The sequence below is a fragment of the Chromobacterium sp. FG89 genome, assembly GCF_057808735.1.
In genome coordinates, this window is the sequence record NZ_JBMDIQ010000007.1 from 124,008 (window position 1) to 144,471 (window position 20,464).

The 20,464-nt window shown below is 64.6% G+C and carries 20 protein-coding genes; 8 read left to right on the forward strand and 12 right to left on the reverse strand.

All coding sequences use genetic code 11. The features are described from left to right. Window positions 1–67: 67 nt before the first annotated feature. From map to rnk, 3 genes are all read left to right on the forward strand, one after another. Entirely contained in the window at window positions 68–862 is a 795-nt protein-coding gene (gene map, locus ACODRW_RS09255) for a type I methionyl aminopeptidase (RefSeq protein ID WP_048415481.1), read from the forward strand. A 156-nt stretch (window positions 863–1,018) separates the two neighbouring features. Beyond that, the gene (locus tag ACODRW_RS09260; RefSeq protein WP_253313623.1) at window positions 1,019–1,876 is read left to right on the forward strand and encodes a flagellin N-terminal helical domain-containing protein; all 858 of its coding nucleotides are present in this window, start codon (window positions 1,019–1,021) and stop codon (window positions 1,874–1,876) included. A 167-nt stretch (window positions 1,877–2,043) separates the two neighbouring features. After that, window positions 2,044–2,448 carry a nucleoside diphosphate kinase regulator gene (gene rnk / locus ACODRW_RS09265; RefSeq protein ID WP_107798842.1) on the forward strand — a complete coding sequence of 135 codons (405 nt, stop codon included), beginning with the start codon at window positions 2,044–2,046 and terminating at the stop codon, window positions 2,446–2,448. 59 nt (window positions 2,449–2,507) lie between these two features. On the opposite strand, the gene ACODRW_RS09270 is transcribed toward rnk, so the two are convergent. The 3 genes from ACODRW_RS09270 to dnaB form a co-directional block, all read right to left on the reverse strand. After that, complete coding sequence (locus ACODRW_RS09270) at window positions 2,508–3,116, reverse strand: alpha/beta hydrolase (protein ID WP_488905602.1); 609 nt, start codon at window positions 3,114–3,116, stop codon at window positions 2,508–2,510. Further along, complete coding sequence (locus ACODRW_RS09275) at window positions 3,116–3,424, reverse strand: (2Fe-2S) ferredoxin domain-containing protein (RefSeq protein ID WP_107798840.1); 309 nt, start codon at window positions 3,422–3,424, stop codon at window positions 3,116–3,118. The genes ACODRW_RS09270 and ACODRW_RS09275 overlap by 1 nt, the downstream gene beginning before the upstream one ends. A 172-nt stretch (window positions 3,425–3,596) precedes the next feature. Then, the gene (gene dnaB, locus ACODRW_RS09280; RefSeq protein WP_107798839.1) at window positions 3,597–5,006 is read right to left on the reverse strand and encodes a replicative DNA helicase; all 1,410 of its coding nucleotides are present in this window, start codon (window positions 5,004–5,006) and stop codon (window positions 3,597–3,599) included. 156 nt (window positions 5,007–5,162) lie between these two features. On the opposite strand from dnaB, the gene ACODRW_RS09285 reads away from it, so the two are divergent. Continuing rightward, the gene (locus tag ACODRW_RS09285) at window positions 5,163–5,501 is read left to right on the forward strand and encodes a nuclear transport factor 2 family protein (protein ID WP_107798838.1); all 339 of its coding nucleotides are present in this window, start codon (window positions 5,163–5,165) and stop codon (window positions 5,499–5,501) included. A 145-nt stretch (window positions 5,502–5,646) separates the two neighbouring features. Here the strand turns inward: ACODRW_RS09285 and ACODRW_RS09290 are convergent, their stop codons facing one another. Then, the gene (locus ACODRW_RS09290) at window positions 5,647–6,819 is read right to left on the reverse strand and encodes a BaiN/RdsA family NAD(P)/FAD-dependent oxidoreductase (RefSeq protein WP_107798837.1); all 1,173 of its coding nucleotides are present in this window, start codon (window positions 6,817–6,819) and stop codon (window positions 5,647–5,649) included. Between the two features lie 118 nt (window positions 6,820–6,937). On the opposite strand from ACODRW_RS09290, the gene ACODRW_RS09295 reads away from it, so the two are divergent. Further along, window positions 6,938–7,522, forward strand: coding sequence for a superoxide dismutase (locus ACODRW_RS09295; protein WP_488905603.1), 585 nt, complete (start codon window positions 6,938–6,940; stop codon window positions 7,520–7,522). 75 nt (window positions 7,523–7,597) lie between these two features. On the opposite strand, the gene ACODRW_RS09300 is transcribed toward ACODRW_RS09295, so the two are convergent. Genes ACODRW_RS09300 through ACODRW_RS09310 form a run of 3 tightly spaced genes read right to left on the reverse strand, consistent with a single transcriptional unit; the run spans window position 7,598 to window position 11,161 of the window. Then, window positions 7,598–9,211, reverse strand: coding sequence for a GMC family oxidoreductase (locus ACODRW_RS09300; RefSeq protein WP_488905604.1), 1,614 nt, complete (start codon window positions 9,209–9,211; stop codon window positions 7,598–7,600). After that, window positions 9,208–9,732 (reverse strand): twin-arginine translocation signal domain-containing protein, encoded by a 525-nt coding sequence (locus ACODRW_RS09305; protein WP_227103382.1) that lies wholly within the window; start codon window positions 9,730–9,732, stop codon window positions 9,208–9,210. Before ACODRW_RS09305 ends, ACODRW_RS09300 begins: the two co-directional genes overlap by 4 nt. 1 nt (window position 9,733) lies before the next feature. Beyond that, on the reverse strand, window positions 9,734–11,161 hold the full coding sequence (locus ACODRW_RS09310; RefSeq protein ID WP_488905605.1) for a coniferyl aldehyde dehydrogenase: 1,428 nt from the start codon (window positions 11,159–11,161) through the stop codon (window positions 9,734–9,736). Between the two features lie 102 nt (window positions 11,162–11,263). Here ACODRW_RS09310 and ACODRW_RS09315 point away from each other — a divergent pair, with 102 nt between their 5' ends. Then, the gene (locus ACODRW_RS09315; protein ID WP_488905606.1) at window positions 11,264–12,448 is read left to right on the forward strand and encodes a vWA domain-containing protein; all 1,185 of its coding nucleotides are present in this window, start codon (window positions 11,264–11,266) and stop codon (window positions 12,446–12,448) included. Between the two features lie 159 nt (window positions 12,449–12,607). After that, complete coding sequence (locus ACODRW_RS09320) at window positions 12,608–12,742, forward strand: hypothetical protein (protein WP_019100128.1); 135 nt, start codon at window positions 12,608–12,610, stop codon at window positions 12,740–12,742. Between the two features lie 71 nt (window positions 12,743–12,813). Here ACODRW_RS09320 and ACODRW_RS09325 read toward each other — a convergent pair whose 3' ends face one another. The 4 genes from ACODRW_RS09325 to ACODRW_RS09340 all read right to left on the reverse strand — a co-directional run bounded on the left by ACODRW_RS09325 (window position 12,814) and on the right by ACODRW_RS09340 (window position 18,439). Next, a complete protein-coding gene (locus ACODRW_RS09325) occupies window positions 12,814–15,753 on the reverse strand; it encodes a DNA translocase FtsK (RefSeq protein WP_488905607.1) in 2,940 nt (979 codons plus the stop codon). Between the two features lie 191 nt (window positions 15,754–15,944). Continuing rightward, a complete protein-coding gene (locus ACODRW_RS09330; RefSeq protein WP_107798831.1) occupies window positions 15,945–16,292 on the reverse strand; it encodes a hypothetical protein in 348 nt (115 codons plus the stop codon). A gap of 224 nt (window positions 16,293–16,516) precedes the next feature. Then, window positions 16,517–17,143 carry a YbhB/YbcL family Raf kinase inhibitor-like protein gene (locus ACODRW_RS09335; RefSeq protein WP_253313617.1) on the reverse strand — a complete coding sequence of 209 codons (627 nt, stop codon included), beginning with the start codon at window positions 17,141–17,143 and terminating at the stop codon, window positions 16,517–16,519. Window positions 17,144–17,239: 96 nt separating this feature from the next. Continuing rightward, window positions 17,240–18,439, reverse strand: a complete 1,200-nt coding sequence (locus tag ACODRW_RS09340; RefSeq protein WP_488877105.1) for an amino acid aminotransferase — start codon at window positions 18,437–18,439, stop codon at window positions 17,240–17,242. A gap of 220 nt (window positions 18,440–18,659) precedes the next feature. Between ACODRW_RS09340 and ACODRW_RS09345 the strand changes: the two genes are divergently transcribed. Next, complete coding sequence (locus ACODRW_RS09345) at window positions 18,660–18,938, forward strand: hypothetical protein (protein ID WP_107798828.1); 279 nt, start codon at window positions 18,660–18,662, stop codon at window positions 18,936–18,938. A gap of 64 nt (window positions 18,939–19,002) precedes the next feature. Here ACODRW_RS09345 and ACODRW_RS09350 read toward each other — a convergent pair whose 3' ends face one another. After that, window positions 19,003–20,391 (reverse strand): sodium-dependent transporter, encoded by a 1,389-nt coding sequence (locus tag ACODRW_RS09350; RefSeq protein WP_227103392.1) that lies wholly within the window; start codon window positions 20,389–20,391, stop codon window positions 19,003–19,005. Between the last annotated feature and the right edge of the window lie 73 nt (window positions 20,392–20,464).

The window sequence follows — 20,464 nt, forward strand, 5'->3', positions numbered from 1 at the left end:
CCGGGCCGGGGGCGTTTTTGCTAGAATACGTCTCATTAGCCGCAGACACGCACATCACCAGAATCCCATGAGCATCCAACTGAAAAACGCCCAAGACATCGAAAAGATGCGGATCGCCGGCCGCCTGGCGTCGGAAGTCCTCGACTACATCACCCCCTTCATCAAGCCCGGCGTCACCACCGAAGCCATCGACAAGCTGTGCCACGACTACATCGTCAATGAGCAGGGCGCGATCCCGGCGCCGCTGAACTACGCGCCGGACGGCCACAATCCCTACCCCAAATCCGTGTGCACCTCGGTCAACCATGTGATTTGCCACGGCATCCCCAATGACAAGCCCCTGAAGAGCGGCGACATCATGAATCTGGATGTCACCGTGATCAAGGACGGCTACCACGGCGACACCAGCCGCATGTACCACGTCGGCAACGTCAGCGAACACGCCCGCCGCCTGTCCCGCATCACTTACGAATGCATGTGGCGCGGCATCGACAAGGTCAAGCCGGGCGCCACGCTGGGCGATATCGGCTACGCCATCCAGCAGCACGCGGAAAACTCCGGCTACAGCGTGGTGCAGGAGTTCTGCGGCCACGGCATCGGCACCAAATTCCACGAAGAGCCGCAAGTGCTGCACTACGGCCGCCCCGGCACCGGGCTGGAACTGCAGGCCGGCATGATCTTCACCATCGAGCCCATGATCAACCAGGGCAAGCGCCACCTGCGCATGCTGGGCGACGGCTGGACCGTGGTCACCAAGGACCGCAGCCTGTCCGCGCAATGGGAGCACACCGTGCTGGTCACCGACAGCGGCTACGAAATCCTGACCCAGTCCGCGGGCACGCCGCCCAAGCCCGGCAAATAAGCCGGAAACGCCATCCCCAGCCCGGCGCCGCCGGGCTTTTTCACGCCCATGCCCGCGCCATCCGCCGCGGCGCGACTTTACCCAAAACCCGGCTTGCCCTGCCCCGCGCGCTTTCTTACACTGAAGAAGTGAAACCACATCCAGCGGGAGCCGGCCATGGCACTGACCATCAATAGCAATCTGAGCGCGCTGCAGGGGCAGAACCAGCTGAACCAGACCCAGAAAGCCAAAGACAAGCTGCTGGCTCAACTCTCGGCCGGCAAGACCACCAACAACGCCGCCAACAACCCGGCCAACGCCGCCATTTCCGAAGCGCTGCTGGCCCAGATCAACGGCAACAATCAGGCGATCAACAACGCCAACGACGGCATCTCGCTGGCGCAAACCGCCGACGGCGCGCTCAATCAGCTGCAAAGCAATACCCAGCAAATCCAGGAGCTGGCGATCCAGGCCGGCAACGGCGCGCTCAGCGCCAGCAACCGCCAGGCGCTGCAACAGCAGGTGGACCAGCTGACCCAGGCCAACTCCGCCATCGTGCAAAGCACCGAATTCAACGGCACCCCGCTGCTGAACAGCAACGCCTCCACCACCTTCCAGGTGGGCCCCAACGGCAGCGCGGACAACCAGGTGAACATCTCCGGCGTCAACCTGTCCGCCGCGCCGGCCAGCGGCGGGCTCAACAGCTACAACGCCAATCTGAACGCCACCGGCACCATAGACATCAGCACCCAGGCCGGCGCGCTGGCCGCGCAGCAAAGCACCAACGCCGATCTGAACACGCTGGCCAACACCCGCAGCACGCTGGGCTCGATCAGCAACCGTTTCGAGGCCAGCATCAACAATCTGCAAACCGCCTCGGTCAACACCGCCGCCGCCAATAGCCGGATCAGCGACACCGACTTCGCCGCCGCGACGGCGCAGCTGGCGGCCAAACAGATCCTGGGGCAAACCGGCCTCGCCGCCCAGGCTCAGGCCAATGTCGGCCCGCGCGCGGCGCTGTCCCTGCTGGGCTAAAGCACAAGGCCGGGGCTCCCCCCGGCCCAAAGCCCAGTATTAGCGGCGATTGCGCCGCCAAGCCTTGTTACACGCGGTTACAAGCGATATCATTGGCACACACGCTTTTCGCGCACTAAATCATCGGGCACCCTGCGGTGCCCTTTGTCTATCTGAAGGAGTTGCATATGTCGACAAGCCCGGCCATCACGGTGTCCTCTCTGGACTATGAGCGCCTCGCCGCGCTGCTGGAGGATTGCGAGAGCGGCCACCCCACCGCGGCCGCGCTGGAAGCCGAGCTGGAGCGCGCCGATGTGGTGGAGCCCGCCGCCATGCCCGCCGGCATCATCACCATGAACAGCTGCGCGCGGGTCAAGCTGGACGACGCCCAGGAAAAAACCCTGACCCTGGTCTACCCGCGCGAAGCGGACAGCGAACAGGGCAAGATCTCGGTGCTGGCGCCCATCGGCGCCGCGCTGCTCGGCCTCTCCGCCGGACAGAGCATAGATTGGCCGACGCCGGCCGGCAGCATCCGCCTGAAGGTGCTGGAAGTCACCTACCAGCCAGAAGCCGCGGGCGAACTGCACCGCTGATAAAAAAACCGGCCATCGCATGGATGACCGGTTTTTTTGCGCCAGGGCCTGACGACGCCCTACCAACAGCGCTGAATCGTCTGCGCCAGCTGCACCAGGCGGCCATGGAAGAAATGGCCGGCGCCGGGAAACACCACCACCGGCAAGCCTTGCGGCCGCGCCCATGCCATCACCGCGGACAGCGGAATCACCTCGTCCTCCTCGCCGTGAATCACCAGCGCATCGGCCGGCACCTCCGGCGTCGGCGTTTCGTACTTGCCCACCGCCACGCCCATCAGCAGCAATTTGTCCGACGCTATACGCGCGCGGGTGCGCGCCGCGACGAAGCCGCCGAAGGAAAAACCGGCCAGCGCCAGCGGCAGATCGCCCTGCTCGCGGCGCGCGTGTTCCACCACGGCGATCACGTCCTCCACCTCGCCGATGCCGTAATCGTGCTGTCCCTCGCTGTCGCCCACGCCGCGCAGATTCGGGCAGTAGCAGACATAGCCCAGCTGCGACAAGGCCTTGGCCGCGGTCTGCACCACCTTGTTGGTGTTGGTGCCGCCCTGCAGCGGGTTGGGATGGCAGATCACCGCAATGCCGCGCGCCTCCGCCTGGGCCGCCACCACGATGGTTTCCAGACCGCCGGTGGGCCCGGCCACCATTTGCTTGTTCATCGCCTTCAACATCAGATCTTCAACCTTTCCACCACGCGCCCGCCCACCATGTGCTCGGCGACGATTTCGTCGATGTCTTCCTTGTCGACGAAGGTGTACCAGGTCTCCTCCGGATACACCACCATCACCGGACCGTCGTCGCAGCGCCCAAGACAGCCCGCCTTGTTGACGCGGATCTTGCCCTCGCCGGCCAGGCCCAGGGCCTTGACCTTGTCCTTCATATAGCCCAGCAGTTCGCTGGCGCCGTGATTATTGCAGCAATCCTCGCAGCCGGCGCGCTGATTACAGCAGATGAATACATGCTTGTCGAAAAAGCTCATGGAATGCCTCGTATGCTCACAGAACCATCTTAGAACGTGTTTACGATCTCGCGAGCTAAGGCGAGACAAGGCGAAAACGGTTGAGAAAGCGGAGTGTACAGACGGTACATGAGCATTTCGAAACCATTTTCAACGCCGTATCGCCGACGCGCAGCAGATCGTAAACAGGTTCTTAGGAGTCGCTGTCCGCCCAACCGCTGACGCCCAGCGTGGCGGCGTTGTCGAACTTGGCGTACTTGCCGACGAAGGCCAGCCGCACCGCGCCGGTGGGACCGTTACGGTGCTTGCCGATGATGGCCTCGGCCAGGCCCTTCACTTCCTGGTTCTCCGGGTTGTAATACTCTTCCCGGTACATGAAGACGATCAAGTCGGCATCCTGCTCGATGGCGCCGGATTCCCGCAAGTCCGACATCATCGGCCGCTTGTTGGGGCGCTGCTCCACCGCCCGGGACAGCTGGGACAGCGCGATCACCGGCACCTGCAGCTCCTTGGCCAGGCCTTTCAGGCCGCGCGAAATCTCGCCCAGCTCGGCGGTGCGGTTGTCGCCGCGGCCCGAGCCCGACATCAGCTGCAAGTAGTCGATCACGATCAGACCCAGCTTGCCGCCGTGCTGGCGCGCCAGGCGGCGCGCGCGCGCGCGCACTTCCAGCGCGGTCAGCGCAGCGGTTTCGTCGATGTACATCGGCGCCTCGGACAGCTTGCCTATTGCGTAAGTCAGCTTCTGCCAGTCGTCGTCGCCCAACTTGCCGGTACGCAGCGTGTGCTGATCCAGCCGCCCCACCGAACCCAGCATACGCATCACCAGCTGCGTGCCGCCCATCTCCATCGAGAACACCGCCACCGGCAGATGCTGCTCCACCGCCACGTGCTCGGCGATATTCATCGAGAACGCGGTCTTGCCCATGGACGGACGTCCGGCGACGATGATCAGATCGCCCGCTTGCAGGCCCGAGGTCTTGGCGTCCAGATCGATGAAGCCGGTGGGCACGCCGGTGACCTCGTCCGGGTTCTCCCGGCTGTAGAGCATGTCGATGCGCTCCACCACCTCTTTCAACAGGCCCGGCATTTCCAGGAAGCCCTGCTTGGACTTGGCGGTGGATTCGGCGATCTGGAACACTTTGCCCTCGGCCTCGTCCAGCAGCTGCGAGGCGTCGCGCCCCATCGGCGCGTAGGCGGCCTCGGCGATCTCGGTGCCCACCAGCGCCAGCTGGCGCATGATGGAGCGCTCGCGCACGATCTCGGCGTAGCGGCGGATATTGGCGGCGGACGGCGTGTTCTGCGCCAGCGTGGCCAGATAGGACAGGCCGCCGATATTGCCCAGTTCGCCGTTCTTGTCCAGGCTTTCGGAAACGGTGACCACGTCGGCCGGACGCGCCAATTCCACCAGCCTGGCCACGTGTTTGTAGATCAGCCGGTGGTCATGGCGGTAAAAGTCCGCCTCGGACACCACGTCGGCGATCTTGTCCCAGGCGCTGTTGTCCAGCAACAAGCCGCCCAGCACCGATTGCTCGGCTTCGATCGAATGAGGCGGCGTGCGGATCGCCGCCATCTCGCTGTCAAAATTCTCGTACGATTCAGTCATGTAGACTCGGAGTGATGGCGCGGCCTGGCCGCGCGAATGAAGCAAGCCTGGATCAGGCAAAACCCGATTTTAACCCGAAACCGCCACTCGCTGAGCATGCGTTGACAAGCGCCCCGCGCGGCCCCAGCATCGAAGCTTCGTTCATCTGGAGCCGCCATGACGCCCACCGCCCTCGTCCAAAGACAACTCGACGCTTACAACCAACGCCAGCTGGAGCCCTTCCTCGCCGTCTACGCCGACGACGTGACGGTGTACCGGCTGCCCGGCGCGGAACCCAGCCTGCGCGGCAAAGCCGCCCTGAGAGATTTCTACGCCGGCCAGCGCTTCAACTTGCCGGACCTGCACGCCGAACTGGTCAAACGCATCGAGTTCGGCAACAAGGTAATCGACCACGAACGCGTTAGCGGCGTGGCCGAGCAGCCCTTCGAAGTGGCGGCCGTCTATGAAATCATCGACGGCAAGATCCAGAACGTGTGGTTCCTGGCGGCGGACTAAGAACCTGTTTACGATCTGCTACGCGTCGGCGATACGGCGTTGAAAACATCTTCAAAATGCTCATGTACCGTATGTACACTCCGATTTTTCAGCCGTTTTCGCCTTGTCTCGCCTTGGCTCGCGAAATCATAAACAGGCTCCAAGATCAGCAATGCATCCCGGCCACATAGCCTGACGACCAGGCCCACTGGAAATTGTAGCCGCCCAGCCAGCCGGTGACGTCCACTACCTCGCCGATGAAGAACAGGCCGGGCACCGCGTTGGCCATCATCGTCTTGGACGACAGCGCCTTGGTCGACACCCCGCCCAGCGTCACCTCGGCCTTTTTATAGCCTTGGGTGCCGTTGGGTTTGACCCGCCAGCCGTGCAAGCGCTCGGCCAGCTGCTGACGCTGCTTGGGCGACAAGTCCTTCAGCCGCTTATTGCAGCCCTCGCGCTCAAGCCAGGCCTCGGCGAAGCGCTTGGGCCAGCCGAACTCGGCCAGCGCGTTGGCGATAAGCTGCTCGCTGCCGGCCTTTTGCTCCAGCCAGGCCGCGGCGTCCGCGTCCGGCAGCAGGTCCAGTTCCAGCGTCATGCCCGGCTGCCAATAGGACGACACTTGCAAAATGGCCGGGCCGGACACGCCCTTGTGAGTGAACAACACGTTCTCGCGGAAGCGCCCCTTGCCGGCGCGCGCTTCCACTTCCAAAGACACGCCGGCCAGCGGCGCGAACGCTTCCGCGTCCTCCACGTGAAAGGTCAGCGGCACCAGGGCCGGCGTCAGCGGCGTCAGCTCCAGGCCGAACTGTTCGGCCAACTGGTAGCCGAACGGCGTCGCGCCGATCTGCGGGATGGACAAACCGCCGGTCGCCACCACCAGCGACGCCGCGCGAAAAACGCCGGCGCCGGTCTCCAGCGCGAAACCGTCCGCGTCCCGGCTCACCCGCAGAACCTGCGCCTCCATGCGCCGGTCCACCCCGCCCAGCCGGCACTCCTCGTCCAGCATGGCGATGATGCGTTCGCTGCCGTCGTCGCAGAACAGCTGGCCCAGCTTTTTCTCGTGATAGCCGATGCCGTGGCGCTCGACCATGGCGATGAAATCCTGCGGCGTGTACTGCGCCAGCGCCGAACGGCAAAAATGCGGATTGGCCGACAGATAACAGTCGAAACGGGCGTGGAGATTGGTGAAATTGCAGCGGCCGCCGCCGGAAATGCGGATCTTCTCGGCCAGCTTGCGCGCATGGTCCAGCAAGAGCACGCGCCGGCCGCGCTGGCCCGCGGTGGCCGCGCACATCAGGCCGGCGGCGCCGGCCCCAATGACAATGACATCATACTGCAATGGCGTTCATCCTTACTTTACTTTTTTAGTCAACTATTGGCGACCAGCGGCTTAATCCAGTAAACTTGCGGCTAAAGCATCCGCTTATGCGGCTTACTTTCTCAACAAGGAGAGCATAATGGAACACAAACTGCCGGAACTGCCGTACGCGCTGGACGCGCTTGCCCCGCACATTTCCAAGGAAACCCTGGAATTCCACTACGGCAAGCATCATCAGACCTACATCACCAACCTGAACAACCTGATCAAGGGCACCGAGTTTGAAAACGCCTCCCTGGAAGAGATCGTGAAGAAATCCTCCGGCGGCATCTTCAACAACGCGGCCCAAGTTTGGAACCACACCTTCTACTGGCTGGGCTTCGCCCCCAACGCCGGCGAAGAGCGCAAGCCCACCGGCGCGCTGGCCGACGCCATCAACGCCAAATGGGGTTCCCACGACGAATTCAAGAAAGCCTTCACCCAAACCGCCATCGGCACCTTCGGTTCCGGCTGGGCCTGGCTGGTGAAGAATACCGACGGCTCGCTGGACCTGGTATCCACCAGCAACGCCGCCACCCCGCTGACCACCGACAAGAAGCCGCTGCTGACCTGTGATGTGTGGGAGCACGCGTATTATATCGATTACCGCAACAGCCGCCCGAACTATCTGGACAGCTTCTGGAAGCTGGTGAACTGGGACTTCGTCGCCAAGAACTTCGCCTGATTCGACGCTGCCTGACTGCCTGATGCAAAAGGGACCTACGCGGTCCCTTTTTTGTCGCCCTCGCGCCATGGCCTCTCAGGTTTTTACGCCCTGCATCCGCTGCCGCAAGGCCGCCACCGCGCGCAGGGCGAAGGCGTAAATGGACAGCTGCGGATTGGCCCCCACGCTGCTGGGAAACACCGAACCGTCCACCACGGTCAGATTGTCCAGCTGCCAATGCCGCCCCCATTCGTCCACCACCCCGGACTCGGCGTCGCCCGACATCGCCAAGCCCCCCATCACATGAGCGCTGACCACCTTGGCCAGCAAGGGCTTAAGCGTCAGCCCCGCAATCATGCTCCGAGCCTCGCCCCAGCTGCGGGCCAGGCCGGCCTGCTCGTGCACCGTCAGCACCTGCCTGGCGCCGGCCGCGAACTGGATCTCGGCCATGCTCAACCAGGCGCGGCGCGCGCCCTCCCACAAGACCTCGTTCAAGGGATAGTCCAGCTCCGGCGAACCATCGCCGCGCAAGCGCACCTGGCCGCCGCGGCTTTCCGGATGAAAACCGTCGCGCAACAAGGCCAGCGTCGCGTGCAGATGCGGCAAGCGCCGCAGCAAGGCCGGCTGCGCCGCGCCGAAGCCGGGAAAGGTGATGCCGGCCAGCAAGGGATGGATGGGCGGCACCTCCAGCTTGTAGCCCAAGGGACCGTCCAGCGCGTGAACATGCATGAAGTGATCGCTGTACACCGTCTGCGGCGCGCCGTTGAACGGCTCCACCGGTTCCGGCATCAAGGCCGCCGACAGCAGCACCGGGTGCAGAAAGGTCCGCGTCCCGGTATGGCCGCCCGGATCGATCAGGCCGCTGCGCAGCAGGATGGCCGGCGAACCGATGGCGCCGGCGGCCAGCACCACCTGAGCCGCCTTCACCGTGAAGCGGCGCCCGGTTTCCCCCACCCCGTCCGCCGCCAGAAAACGCCCTTCCACGCCTTCCACCCGGTTCCGGGCGGCATTGGCGCGCAGCCGGTCCACGCGCGCGCGGCTGATCAGCCTGGCGCCATGCTCCAGCGCGGCGGGAATCGCCGTCACCAGCATGGATTGCTTGGCGTTGGTGGGGCAGCCCATGCCGCAATAACCCAGGTTCCAACAGCCGCGCACATTGCGGCGGATGCGCGCATGGGCGATGCCCAGCGCCGCGCAGCCGCGGGCCAGCGCCGCGTTGTTGGGGTTCGGATCCGGCAGCCAGTCGGCGATGCCCAGCCGCGCCTCGGCTTGCTCGAACCAGGGCCGCATCGCCTCCTCGCCCACGCCGCTCAAACGGTGGCGCTCCCGCCACCAGTTCAGCGTGTCCGGCGGCGTGCGGAAGGAACTGGTCCAGTTGACCACGGTGCTCCCGCCCACGGCCCGGCCCTGCAGGATGGAAATCCCCTTGTCCGCCGTTTTGCGACAGGCGGACTCCTGATACAGCTCCGGGTAGGCCTTGGCTTCTAACAGACGAAAATCGCGCGAGCTGTACAGGCCGCCCTCCTCCAACAGCAGCACGTCCAACCCGGCCGCGGCCAATTGCTCGGCCGCCATGCCTCCGCCGGCGCCGCTGCCGATGATGACCACATCGGCCTGCAGCTCCAGATCGGGCAGGCTCGCGCCGTCCAGCGCCTTCCAGCCCGCGGCGACGCCGGCGGCCACCGGATCGGGTATCGTCGCGCGGCTCACGGCAGCATCTCCATCACCGCCGCCGGCTGCCGATAGCCCAGCGCCGGCCAACTGGCCGGATTGCCGTACCAGGCCGCGTTCAGCAACTGGTGCAAGGCCTGATAGCCGCTGCGCAGCAAGGGAAAAACGCTGCCGCGCCAGCGCCGCAGAAAGGCTTCGATGTCCTCGACCGACGCCTGCCGCCACGGCGCGGACACTCCGGCGATCCAGCGCCGCCCCCAGGGGTTGCCGAGCAAATCCAGCAATTGACGCAGTTCGGCCCGCATCGCCGGCGGCAAGCCGGCCACCGCGCGGTCCACGCCGCGCACCACGTCCTCGGGCGGCGCGACGCCCGCCCCCAGGACGCCTGGGGCGATCGCCGCCAGCAACTGGGCGTCCCGCGGCGTCAAGGCGCGCAGCTTCAAGGGCTTGGCCCAGTCCTCGGCCGGGCCGTCCGGCTGCGGCGAGGCCAACAATGTGGCCAGCGCCAAGGCCGCGGCGCCGCCCAGACCGGTTTTGAGCAATTGGCGGCGGCTCAGCATCTCAGCGCAGCATCCACTTCAACAGCCGCTCCACGCCGGCGCCGTAAGGCGCGCGCGTCAAGGCGGTGCCGGCCCAGCGGCTTTGCCGGAACACCGGCTTGAGCTTGGAGAAGGCCATAAAGCCCTCCTTGGCGTGGCAATGGCCCATCCCGGACGGACCGACGCCGCCGAAAGGCAAATCCTCCTGCACCACCTGCAGGGCGATGTCGTTGATCGCCACCCCGCCCGACACGGTTTCGCGCAAGGTTTTCTCTATGCGCAGCGCATCCCGGTCGAACAGATACAAGGCCAGCGGCCGCGGCCGCGCGTTGACGTAGGCCAGCGCCTCGTCGAATTTGTCGTAACTCAGCACCGGCAGAATCGGCCCGAAAATCTCCTCCCGCAACAAAGTCGCGTCTTCCGGGCAGCCCTGCACCAGGGTCAGCGGGAATTTGCGGCTGGGCCGCCAGTCCTCCGCCGCCGGGTTGATCTGCTCCACCTCGGCGCCGGCCGCGCGCGCCTCCTCCAGCCATTGCAGCAGGCGCTGGCAATGACGCTCGTTGATGATGGCGCTGTAATCGGGATTGTCCGCCAGCGTTGGATAGGCGCGCCGCGCCGCGCCGCGCAACTCTTCCAGCAGAGCGGCGCGGTCCTTATCGTTGACCAGCACATAGTCCGGCGCCACGCAGGTCTGGCCGGCGTTCAGCATCTTGCCGGCGACGATGGCCTCGGCCGCGTGACGCAGATCGGCGCCCCGGGCGACGATGACCGGCGATTTGCCGCCCAGCTCCAAGGTCACCGGCGTCAGATTCTCCGCCGCCGCGCGCATGACGTGACGGCCCACCGCGGTGGAGCCGGTAAAGAACAGGTGGTCGAAAGGCAGCCGGCTGAAGTCCTGGGCCAGTTCGGCGTCGCCGTTGACCACGACCATCACCTCCGGCCCCAGGTAGCGCTCGGCCAGGCGCTGCAACAGCGCGCCGGTTGCCGGCGTGTATTCCGACATCTTCACCATCGCCCGGTTGCCGGCCGCCAAGGCGGACACCACCGGCCCCAGCGCCAGAAACAAGGGATAGTTCCACGGCACCAGCACGCCGATGACGCCCAAGGGCTGCGGCATCACGCTGTTGCCGGCCGGCTGGAACCACATAGACACCCCGCGCCGTTCCGGCCGCATCCAGCGCCGCAGCCGCCGACGCGCGTAACGTATGGCCTCCAGCGAGGGAAACAGCTCGGCCAGCCGGGTTTCCACCGCGCTGCGGTGGCCGAAGTCCTGGCTGATGGCGTCGACGAAAGCCTGGCGGTTGTCCTGCAACATGCTCTCCAGGCGCTTGAGCCAATCCTGGCGCTGCTCCAGCGGCGGAAACGCTGAAGCCCGGCTAAGGCGGTACAGGCGGGAAAACTCCGCTTGCAGATGATCATCCCGGCAAATGGGCATGGCGGCGGCATTCATTGTATTATCCTTAGGATAGCAGTATCCGAACGATTGTTTAGAGCCGTGACTCTAAAACAAGAATATCATCGCCCACCCACGCTGTCACCCTCTAGCCGCGCCATGTTGATCGATTTTTTTTACGCCCTGCGCGAGGCCGGCCTGCCGGTCACGCTGAAAGAATTCCTCACCTTGCTGGAGGCGCTGCAAAAACGCGTCGCCTTCGGCGATCTGGACGCGTTTTACTATCTGGCGCGCACCGCGCTGATCAAGGATGAGAAACACTTCGACCGTTTCGACCAAGTGTTCGGCAGCCATTTCAAAGGCCTGTCGCTGGCGCTGGACGAACTGAAAACCGGCATCCCGGAAGACTGGCTGCGCAAGCAGGTGGAAAAGCACCTGTCCGAGGAAGACAAGCGCCGCCTGGAAGCGCTGGGCTGGGAGCAGTTGATGGACACCCTGCGCCAGCGGCTGCAAGAGCAGCAGGAACGGCACCAGGGCGGCAATAAATGGATAGGCACCGGCGGCACCAGCCCCTTCGGCGCCTTCGGCTACAATCCGGCCGGCATCCGCATCGGCCAGCATGAGTCGCGCCATCGCCGTGCAGTGAAAGTGTGGGACCAGCGCGAATTCCGCAATTTCGACGATTCGGTCGAGCTGGGCACCCGCAATCTCAAGATCGCGCTGCGCCGGCTGCGCGAGTTCGCCCGCGACGGCGCCGAGGAAGTGCTGGATCTGGACGCCACTATCGCCGCCACCGCCGGCAAGGCCGGCATGCTGGACCTGCGCATGCAGCGCGAGCTGCGCAACGCGGTCAAGGTGCTGGTGCTGTTTGACATCGGCGGCTCGATGGACGACCACGTCAAGGCCTGCGAGGAACTGTTCTCGGCGGTGAAGTCCGAGTTCAAGCACCTGGAGTATTTCTACTTCCACAACTGCGTCTACGAAGCGGTATGGAAGGACAACGCCCGCCGCCGCACCCAGACCCTGCCCACCTGGGACCTGATCCATACTTTCGGCGGCGATTACAAACTGATCATCGTCGGCGACGCCACCATGAGCCCCTATGAGATCAGCTATCCGGGCGGCAGCGTGGAACACATGAACCAGGAGGCCGGCGAAGTCTGGCTGCGCCGCCTGCTCGCTCACTTCAAGCACGCCGCCTGGCTCAACCCGGTGCCGGAAGCGCACTGGGACTACACCCAATCGCTGCACATGCTGCGGCAACTGATGTCCGGGCGCATGTACGGGCTGACGTTGCAAGGCATTGATCAGGCGATGCGGGCGCTGAAGCGCAGCGCGCCTTGAATTTTAACTTTCCGACACAAATTATTACTTGAGCTTGCGGCGGCTTGTGTTCCAGAATGAAATCACAGGGGGCCGCCATAGACGACTTTGCTTCCAGGCCGGTTGGCCGGCAATCGTCTTCACCAACAAGTTCGTACTCAAGCCTCGGGGAGCCATGCCATGGAAATTTTGCTTTTATTCGCCCTCATCGCCGCTGTGGTCGTCGTCGCCAAGATGTTGAGCGGCCCGGTGGAAGACCAGGACCAACTGGCTCCGATCCGCATTCGCAACGATCAGGACCAGCGCCGTCGCTGACCCCCGTCCACGCATAAGAAACGAAAAAGCGCGCCGCTAGGGCGCGCTTTTTTCATGCGGCGACACGCGGATCAGAACTCGCGCTGCGGCACCAGCACCGTCCGGTTGCCGTTGCTTTCCATCGGGCTGACGATGCCCGCCGCCTCCATTTCCTCGATCAGCCGCGCGGCGCGGTTATAGCCTATGCGCAGATGGCGCTGCACCGATGAAATAGACGGCTTGCGGGTGCGCATCACGATTTCCACCGCCTCGTCGTACAGCGGGTCGCTTTCCGTCGCCGCCTGCGCCTTGGCCGTGGCCGCGGCGGACTCCTCCTCCGCCTCGCTCTCGCCGGTCAGCAGGCCTTCCACATAATCGGGCTCGCCGAACTGCTTCAAATGTTCGACGATGGCGTGCACTTCGTCGTCGGTGACGAAGGCGCCGTGCACGCGCTGCGGATAACCGGTGCCCGGCGGCAGGAACAGCATATCGCCCTGACCCAGTAGGCTTTCCGCGCCCATCTGGTCCAGAATGGTGCGGCTGTCCACCTTGCTGGACACCTGGAAGGCGATCCGCGTCGGAATATTGGCCTTGATCAGACCTGTGATCACGTCCACCGACGGCCGCTGAGTGGCCAGGATCAAATGGATGCCGGCGGCGCGCGCCTTCTGCGCCAGCCGCGCGATCAATTCCTCGATCTTCTTGCCGGCCACCATCATCAGGTCGGCGAACTCGTCCACCACCACCACGATGAAGGGCAAAGCCTCCAAGGGCTCCGGCGTTTCCGGCGTCAGACTGAACGGATTGCCGATGCGCTGCCCCATGGCTTCGGCCTCGCTCACCTTGTCGTTGTAACCGGCCAGATTGCGCACGCCCAGCGCGCTCATCAGCCGGTAGCGGCGCTCCATCTCGCCCACGCACCAGTTCAAGGCGTTGGCCGCCAGCTTCATATCGGTGACCACCGGAGCCAGCAGATGCGGGATGTCGTTGTACACCGACAGTTCCAGCATCTTGGGATCTATCATGATGAAGCGCACTTCGTCCGGCCGCGCCTTGTACAGCATGGACAAAATCATCGCGTTGACGCCCACCGATTTGCCGGAGCCGGTGGTGCCGGCCACCAATAGATGCGGCGCCTTGGCCAGATCCATCGCCACCGGCTGGCCGGTGATGTCCTTGCCCAAGGCCAGGGTCAGGCGCGAACGCGGCTGCTGGAACACTTCGGAGGAGAAGATCTCGGACAAACGTATCATCTGGCGCTTGGGATTGGGCAGCTCCAGACCCATGCAGGTTTTGCCGGGTATGGTTTCCACCACCCGGATCGCGGCCAGACCCAGCGCGCGCGACAAATCCTTCATCAGATTGACCACCTGATTGCCGCGCACGCCCACCGCCGGCTCCACCTCGTAACGAGTGATCACCGGGCCGGCGTAAGCGTCCACCACGCTGACCTTGACCTTGAACTCGGCCAGCTTTTCCTCGATGACGATGCCGCGCTCCAGCAACTCCTCCTCCGAGCACGTCACCGTCGCCTCGTCCGCCGGGCGCAGCAAATCCAGCCCCGGCAAGCCGTAATCGTCGTAGACCGGCCGCGGCTTGGCTTCCGCTTTGGCGTCCGGCGTCGCCGCCTGCTCCACCTCGGCCTGCGCCTGCCGCGCCAATGTCTCGGACGCCTCCGGCGCCGGCTCGGCGTCCCAGGGCGGACGAAGCTCGGCCAAGACTTCCGCCGGCTTCGCTTCCGCCGCCGGCGGCTCGATCAAGACCCAGGGCATGGGCTTGGCCGCCAGCTGCCGCGCCGCGGCCGCCGCCGAAGGCGGCTCTTCCGCCGGCAACACCGCCTGCTGCACCACCGCGGGCTTTTCATCCTCCTGCACCAGAACCGAACGCGTTTGCGGCCAGCGCCACGGCGCCGGCTCCGGCGGCCGCGTCGGCTCCGTCTCGTCTACGGTCTGCGGAACGGAAACCGGAACCGGGTCGATAAGCGGCAACGCCGCCTCGTCAGCCGCGGGAGCCGGCGGCGCGGCCTCGGCCGGCGGCGCCCATTCCTGCTCGGACCTGGGCTCCACGTCAAGCAGAAACGCCGGCGCGGCGGGCTCGACCGGCGCGAATACCGGCGACGCCGGCTCCGACGACGGGGCCTGGGCCTCGTCCTCCGGCCTAGGCGGCGCGATCTCCGCCATCGGCGCGGACATCTCCTCGAACGCCACCACTTCGGGCTCGATCAACGGCGGCGCCGGTCGCGCCTGCGCAGGCGGCGGAGACAGCCAGCCGTGATGCGCGGGCCGCGCGCTGGCCGGCAATTCATGCCGCACCACGGGCGGCGGCACGATTTGCGGCTCCTCCGCCTCTTGCGGCTTCAGCGCCTGGGGGCGAATCACGAAAGCTTGAGGCGCGGCCATGGTTTTGCCGCGCTTGGAATGGATGTGGCGCAACTGCTCGCGCACCTCGCTGGGCTCGATCACCGGCAAGGCGGACGCGCCCTGATCCTTGGCGCTCTGCGTCAGAACCCGGGAGGCCTGGCGGCGACGATAATCCGACTGCAGATTATGTTGCAGCTCATGCAGGCCGATCACCGGCAGATCCTTGGCCTGTTCTTGCTCGGCCGACGGCTGGCGCACGCGCTTGCGGTATTCGCGGGACAGTTCCAGCGTCGGCAGTTCCGGCTTGGCCTGCGGCGGCGCGGCCGGCCGTTTCGGCAAGACTACGGTTTCGCGCTCGACGGCGGCCGGCGGCGCTTCGCGTTCAGGGGACGGCTGTGGCGCGGACGGTCTGGCCGGCTCCGGCTCGGCTGAAGCGGGAGACGCGTCGCGGGGCGCGATCGGCTCGGTCCGAGGACGGCTCCACGCCTCCGCGGCGTGCGACCCGGCGTCGGCCTCCTCAGCGAAGTAGTCCGGCTCATGACGCTCCGTCGGCGACATGCCCAACAAGCGATCCAGCTTTTGGGTCCATTCGGACAAGACGACGCGGCCGGTATACACCAGCCAAGCCAGCGCACCCAGCACCAACAGCAGCACACACAGCACAAACCACACAGTTCACAACCTCTGACGATGTCGAAAATTAACGGCCGGACCCGCACCCGCTGCGGGCCCGACTGCGGCGATTGTACCGTTTTTTATAGTGTTCGCGGCAGGCGCGCGCGGACGATGAGCGCCCAGACGGAGAAAAAAATTAAGCCGCGGCATGATGCGGCGGCTTAATCCCTGCTGGCGGCACGGTCCGGCTAGGCGGCCAGTTGCAAATACCCCTGCAGCTGACCATTGGCCAACAAGCGGCGCAGATGGCTGCCCGGCGTGGGGCCGGCGTAGGCGACGCCGGCCTGTTTGCAACGCAGCACCTGGCCGGTGGCCAGGGTCACGAGCTCCATTTCCAACACCCAGGCCTGAACGTCGTCCACGCCTTCGACTTCCGGCTCCAGCGTCGCGGTCAGGCGATAGCGGCCATCGCCGGAGTTCACATCCAACAAGCCCATCAGCCCCAGATTGTTGCGCACATCGGCATCGTCCGCGTCAAAAGCGCCCGTCGCCAACGCGGCGGCCGGCAGCTTGTCTTTAACAGTGTTTGCAACCATGACAGTTAATCCCCTTTGATGTTGTTATCGTTTGCCGCTTTGGGCTGGCCGCGGTTCAAAGCGCCGCGCGGGCGCGGGCTCCCGAACTAAATCAGCCGCGGAGACGGGAAACGCCGCAACATCATGCTGCATTTCATTGGCCTACTGCAATCCCTTGCCAGAGGCCTCTGCGTTGCGAGACGGACAAACTGTCCTTTTTGCCACTTCTTCACATTGCGGGACGATTACAGCAAACGCGGATTTAGCGTATAGCGGCCGCTCAGGCTGGCCGAGGCCAACACATGGCCGTCCAAAGCCGCGACGATATTCGCAGGCGTCAAGGCGCCGTCCACCGGCAAAGCGGCCACATCCAAGGCGTAGACGGTGAAAACGTAGCGGTGCTCCAGGCTGTCGTTCCACGGCGGGCAGGGGCCGTCGTAGCCGTAGTAGTCGCCGGCCATAGCCGCGTCGCCGGCGAACCAGCCGGTGTAGTCGTTGATGCCGTGACGCAAGCCCTGCGGCGCGTCCGGACCGCTCTTGCCGCGCGCGCTCACCCCCGCGCTGTGGCCGCCCTCGGCGATCTCGCTCTGTCCGGCGGGAATGTCCAGCAGCAGCCAGTGATAGAAGTCCACCCGCGGCAGATCCGCCGGCACCTCCCTGCCCTCCTGATTGACGTCGTCGCCGCGCGACGGCACGTCCGGATCATGGCATATCAGCGCGAACGAGCGCGTCCCCTCCGGCGCTCCGCTCCAGACCAGATGCGGGTTGAGGTTGTCGGACAGCGCGACATGGCTGTCGGCGTCCGGCACGCAGAAGGCCAGGCGGCCCGGAATGCGTTCCCCGTCTTGAAAGCTGCGGCTGTGCAATTGCATGAATCTGCTCCTTGACTACGGCCGGCGATAGGCCGATTGAAAAAAAGCCCCGACTTGCGGGGCTTTGGCGATGCTGGATATCAAAACCGGCCAGGCTTAGCCTGCCTTCACCACCTGGGCGATGGCGGAAGCCACATAGGTCAGGTTCTTGCTGTTCAACGCCGCCAGGCAGATGCGGCCGGTGGACACGGCGTAGATGCCGAAGTCGGCGCGCAAGCGCTCCACCTGGGCCGCGCTCAGGCCGGTATAGGAGAACATGCCGCGCTGCTGGGCGACAAAGGAGAAGTCCTGAGCCACGCCTTCGGCCTTGATCGCCTCGACCAAGCCGACGCGCATCGCGCGAATGCGATCGCGCATGCCGGCCAGTTCGTCTTCCCACAGCTGGCGCAGTTCAGGGTTGGACAGCACCGCGGCCACCACCGCGCCGCCGTGAATCGGCGGGTTGGAATAGTTGGTGCGGATCACGCGCTTCAGTTGGGACAGCACGCGCGCGGATTCTTCCTTGCCGGCGGTGACGATGGACAAGGCGCCCACGCGCTCGCCGTACAGCGAGAAGCTCTTGGAGAAGGAGCTGGACACGAAGAACTGCAGGCCGGAGGCCGAGAACAGGCGCACGGCGACGGCGTCGGCGTCGATGCCGTCGGCAAAGCCCTGATAAGCCATGTCCAGGAAAGGCACCAGGCCGCGCTCGCGGCAGACCTTCACCACCTCGGCCCATTGCGCGTCGGACAGGTCGGCGCCGGTGGGATTGTGGCAGCAAGCGTGCAGCACGATCACGGAGCCGGCCGGCAGTTGCGCCAGGAAGGCGCGCATGCCTTCGAAATCGACGCCGCGGGTGGCCGCGTCGTAATACGGGTAGTTTTCCACCTCGAAGCCGGCGGACTCGAACAGCGCGCGGTGGTTTTCCCAGCTCGGGTTGCTGATATAGACCTTGGCCGCCGGGTTCAGGCGCTTCAGGAAATCCGCGCCGATTTTCAGGGCGCCGGTGCCACCCAGCGCTTGAGCCGTCACCACCTGGCCCGCCTTGATCAGCTCGCTGTCCGCGCCGAACAGCAGGTTCTGCACCGCGCTGTCGTAAGCCTGAGCGCCTTCGATCGGCTGGTAGCCGCGCGGCGGCATGGTTTCAAGACGCGCCTTCTCCGCCGCCTTTACCGCCGCCAACAGCGGAATCTTGCCGTTGTCGTCGGAATAAACGCCAACGCCCAGATTCACCTTGGTGGTGCGGGTGTCGGCGTTGAATGCTTCGTTCAGGCCCAGGATAGGGTCGCGCGGCGCCAGTTCTACGGCGGAGAAGATCGAGGTCATGCAAGGCTCCATTACTTTACGCAACAACCGGCCAAAAGCGCTCGCCCTGGCCGGCTGGACAAGAAAAACCGGATGGCCACAGTCTAACATGGAGAGCCGCTCTCCGGGCTCTCATCCACCGTCGCCGCGTTTTGACAGTGCGTCGCCCGGCCATTACCCTGACATCAGCCACCCAAGCATTTCCTTGCGGCAGCCATAGGAGCATGACTCAATGAAAAAAGGCATCTTGCTGTTCTGGCCCTCCTTCATCATCGCCATTCTGGCGACAGGGGTGTTCTTCTCCATTTTCGATCCGGCCGAGCTCAGTCTGCACGGCAAAACCCTGTTCAACGACAAGCTATCGGCCTACTCGGTGTTTTTCCTGGTCAGCTGGGCTTTCGGCGCGCTCAACACCAGCATTGTGCTGCTGTTGGAAAAAAACGCCCGCGAACTGAACGGCTTCACCCCGCCGCCGGTGGTGATACCGGAAGACGACGCCGCCCAGCCCTAAACCCCTGCCGGCAGGCATGAAAAAAGGAGCCTCGCGGCTCCTTTTTCTGTTTGACGGCACGGGCTCAAATCACGCCCAGGCCCTTCAGCATCACCACCAGGATCAACAGCGGCGACACATAGCGCAGCACGAAGAACAGCGCTTTCAACAAGCCCTCGTTCTTCAGGGCGCCCTGATTGCTCAGCGCCTGCTTCAGCTGTTCGAAGCCCCACACCCAGCCGACGAACAGGCAGAGGAAGATGCCGCCCAATGGCATCAGCAGATTGGAGGTCACGAAGTCGAACAGGTCGAACAAGGTCATGCCGAAGAGCTTGAAGCCGGACAGCGTGCTGTTGGACAAGGCGCAGCCCGCGCCCACCAAGGCCAGCAGCAACAGGTTGATCACCGTGGCCTTGACGCGGCTGATGCCGAAGCGCTCGCTGAACACCGATACCGGCACTTCCAGAATGGACAGCATCGCGCCGGTGGCGGCGATCGCGGCCAGCACGAAGAAGGCCACCATGAACACATTGCCCAGCGGCATGCTGGCGAACACCGCCGGGATGGTGATGAAGAGCAGCGACGGACCGGCCGCCGGCTCAAAGCCGAAAGCGAACACCGCGGGGAAAATGGCGATGCCTGCCAGCAGGGAAACGAACAGGTCCGCGCACATCACCCGGAAGGTGGTGACCGGGATGTTCTGATCATCGCGGAAATAGCTGCCGTAGGTAATCATGGTGCCCATGCCTATGGACAGCTTGAAGAAGGCCAGCCCCACCGCGGTCAGCACCACCGCGCCGCTGATCTTGGAAAAATCGGGGGTAAACAGGAAGTCCAGCCCTTTGGCCGCGCCGGGCAGCATCAGGCTGCGCGCGCCTATCACCAGCAACAGCAGGAACAGCAAGGGCATCAGCTTCTTGGTCACCGCCTCGATGCCTTTGGACACCCCCATCAGCAGAATGCCGCCTATCAGCAGCAAGACCAGCCATTGCCACAGCAAGGATTGCACCGGATCGGAGATCAAGGCGCCAAACGCCTGCGAGGTCACCTTGGGATCGCTGGACAAGAGGCCGCCGCCCAAGGACTTGAACACATAGGCGAAGACCCAGGCCGCCACTTCAGAATAGAAAGCCATGATCAGGAAGGCGGCCAGCACGCCGAAAGCGCTGATCAGCCACCAGGGCTGACCGGCCGGCGCCAGCGTCTTCAGCGCCGTCACCGCGTCGCGCTTGGCTTTGCGGCCCAGCATGATCTCGGCGATCATCACCGGCAAACCCACCAGCAGCGTGGCCAACACGTACACCACCAAAAAACCGGCGCCGCCATTGGTGCCGGTCAGATAAGGAAACTTCCAGATATTGCCGAGGCCCACGGCGGAACCGAGAGTCGCCGCCAACACGCCAAAGCTGGAGGTGAAGCCGTCTCGCGACTTGGCCGCGCCTCCCTGCCGCACAGATCCCACGTTCTGACTCATTTATTTTTTCTTTCTGACTACCGCGGCGCCAACGCTCGCCGGCCCCTTGGGACCGGGCGTTGAACAGCTGCTC

Excerpts from the sequence above, each read along its gene's own strand:
- ACODRW_RS09330 (WP_107798831.1), bottom strand. The coding sequence starts at position 16,292 with ATGGTTGCAAACACTGTTAAAGACAAGCTGCCGGCCGCCGCGTTGGCG.
- ACODRW_RS09335 (WP_253313617.1), bottom strand. The coding sequence starts at position 17,143 with ATGCAATTGCACAGCCGCAGCTTTCAAGACGGGGAACGCATTCCGGGC.
- ACODRW_RS09285 (WP_107798838.1), top strand. The coding sequence starts at position 5,163 with ATGACGCCCACCGCCCTCGTCCAAAGACAACTCGACGCTTACAACCAA.
- ACODRW_RS09315 (WP_488905606.1), top strand. The coding sequence starts at position 11,264 with ATGTTGATCGATTTTTTTTACGCCCTGCGCGAGGCCGGCCTGCCGGTC.
- ACODRW_RS09310 (WP_488905605.1), bottom strand. The coding sequence starts at position 11,161 with ATGAATGCCGCCGCCATGCCCATTTGCCGGGATGATCATCTGCAAGCG.
- map (WP_048415481.1), top strand. The coding sequence starts at position 68 with ATGAGCATCCAACTGAAAAACGCCCAAGACATCGAAAAGATGCGGATC.
- dnaB (WP_107798839.1), bottom strand. The coding sequence starts at position 5,006 with ATGACTGAATCGTACGAGAATTTTGACAGCGAGATGGCGGCGATCCGC.
- ACODRW_RS09275 (WP_107798840.1), bottom strand. The coding sequence starts at position 3,424 with ATGAGCTTTTTCGACAAGCATGTATTCATCTGCTGTAATCAGCGCGCC.
- ACODRW_RS09295 (WP_488905603.1), top strand. The coding sequence starts at position 6,938 with ATGGAACACAAACTGCCGGAACTGCCGTACGCGCTGGACGCGCTTGCC.
- ACODRW_RS09260 (WP_253313623.1), top strand. The coding sequence starts at position 1,019 with ATGGCACTGACCATCAATAGCAATCTGAGCGCGCTGCAGGGGCAGAAC.
- ACODRW_RS09305 (WP_227103382.1), bottom strand. The coding sequence starts at position 9,732 with ATGCTGAGCCGCCGCCAATTGCTCAAAACCGGTCTGGGCGGCGCCGCG.
- ACODRW_RS09320 (WP_019100128.1), top strand. The coding sequence starts at position 12,608 with ATGGAAATTTTGCTTTTATTCGCCCTCATCGCCGCTGTGGTCGTCGTC.
- ACODRW_RS09345 (WP_107798828.1), top strand. The coding sequence starts at position 18,660 with ATGAAAAAAGGCATCTTGCTGTTCTGGCCCTCCTTCATCATCGCCATT.
- ACODRW_RS09270 (WP_488905602.1), bottom strand. The coding sequence starts at position 3,116 with ATGTTGAAGGCGATGAACAAGCAAATGGTGGCCGGGCCCACCGGCGGT.
- rnk (WP_107798842.1), top strand. The coding sequence starts at position 2,044 with ATGTCGACAAGCCCGGCCATCACGGTGTCCTCTCTGGACTATGAGCGC.
- ACODRW_RS09350 (WP_227103392.1), bottom strand. The coding sequence starts at position 20,391 with ATGAGTCAGAACGTGGGATCTGTGCGGCAGGGAGGCGCGGCCAAGTCG.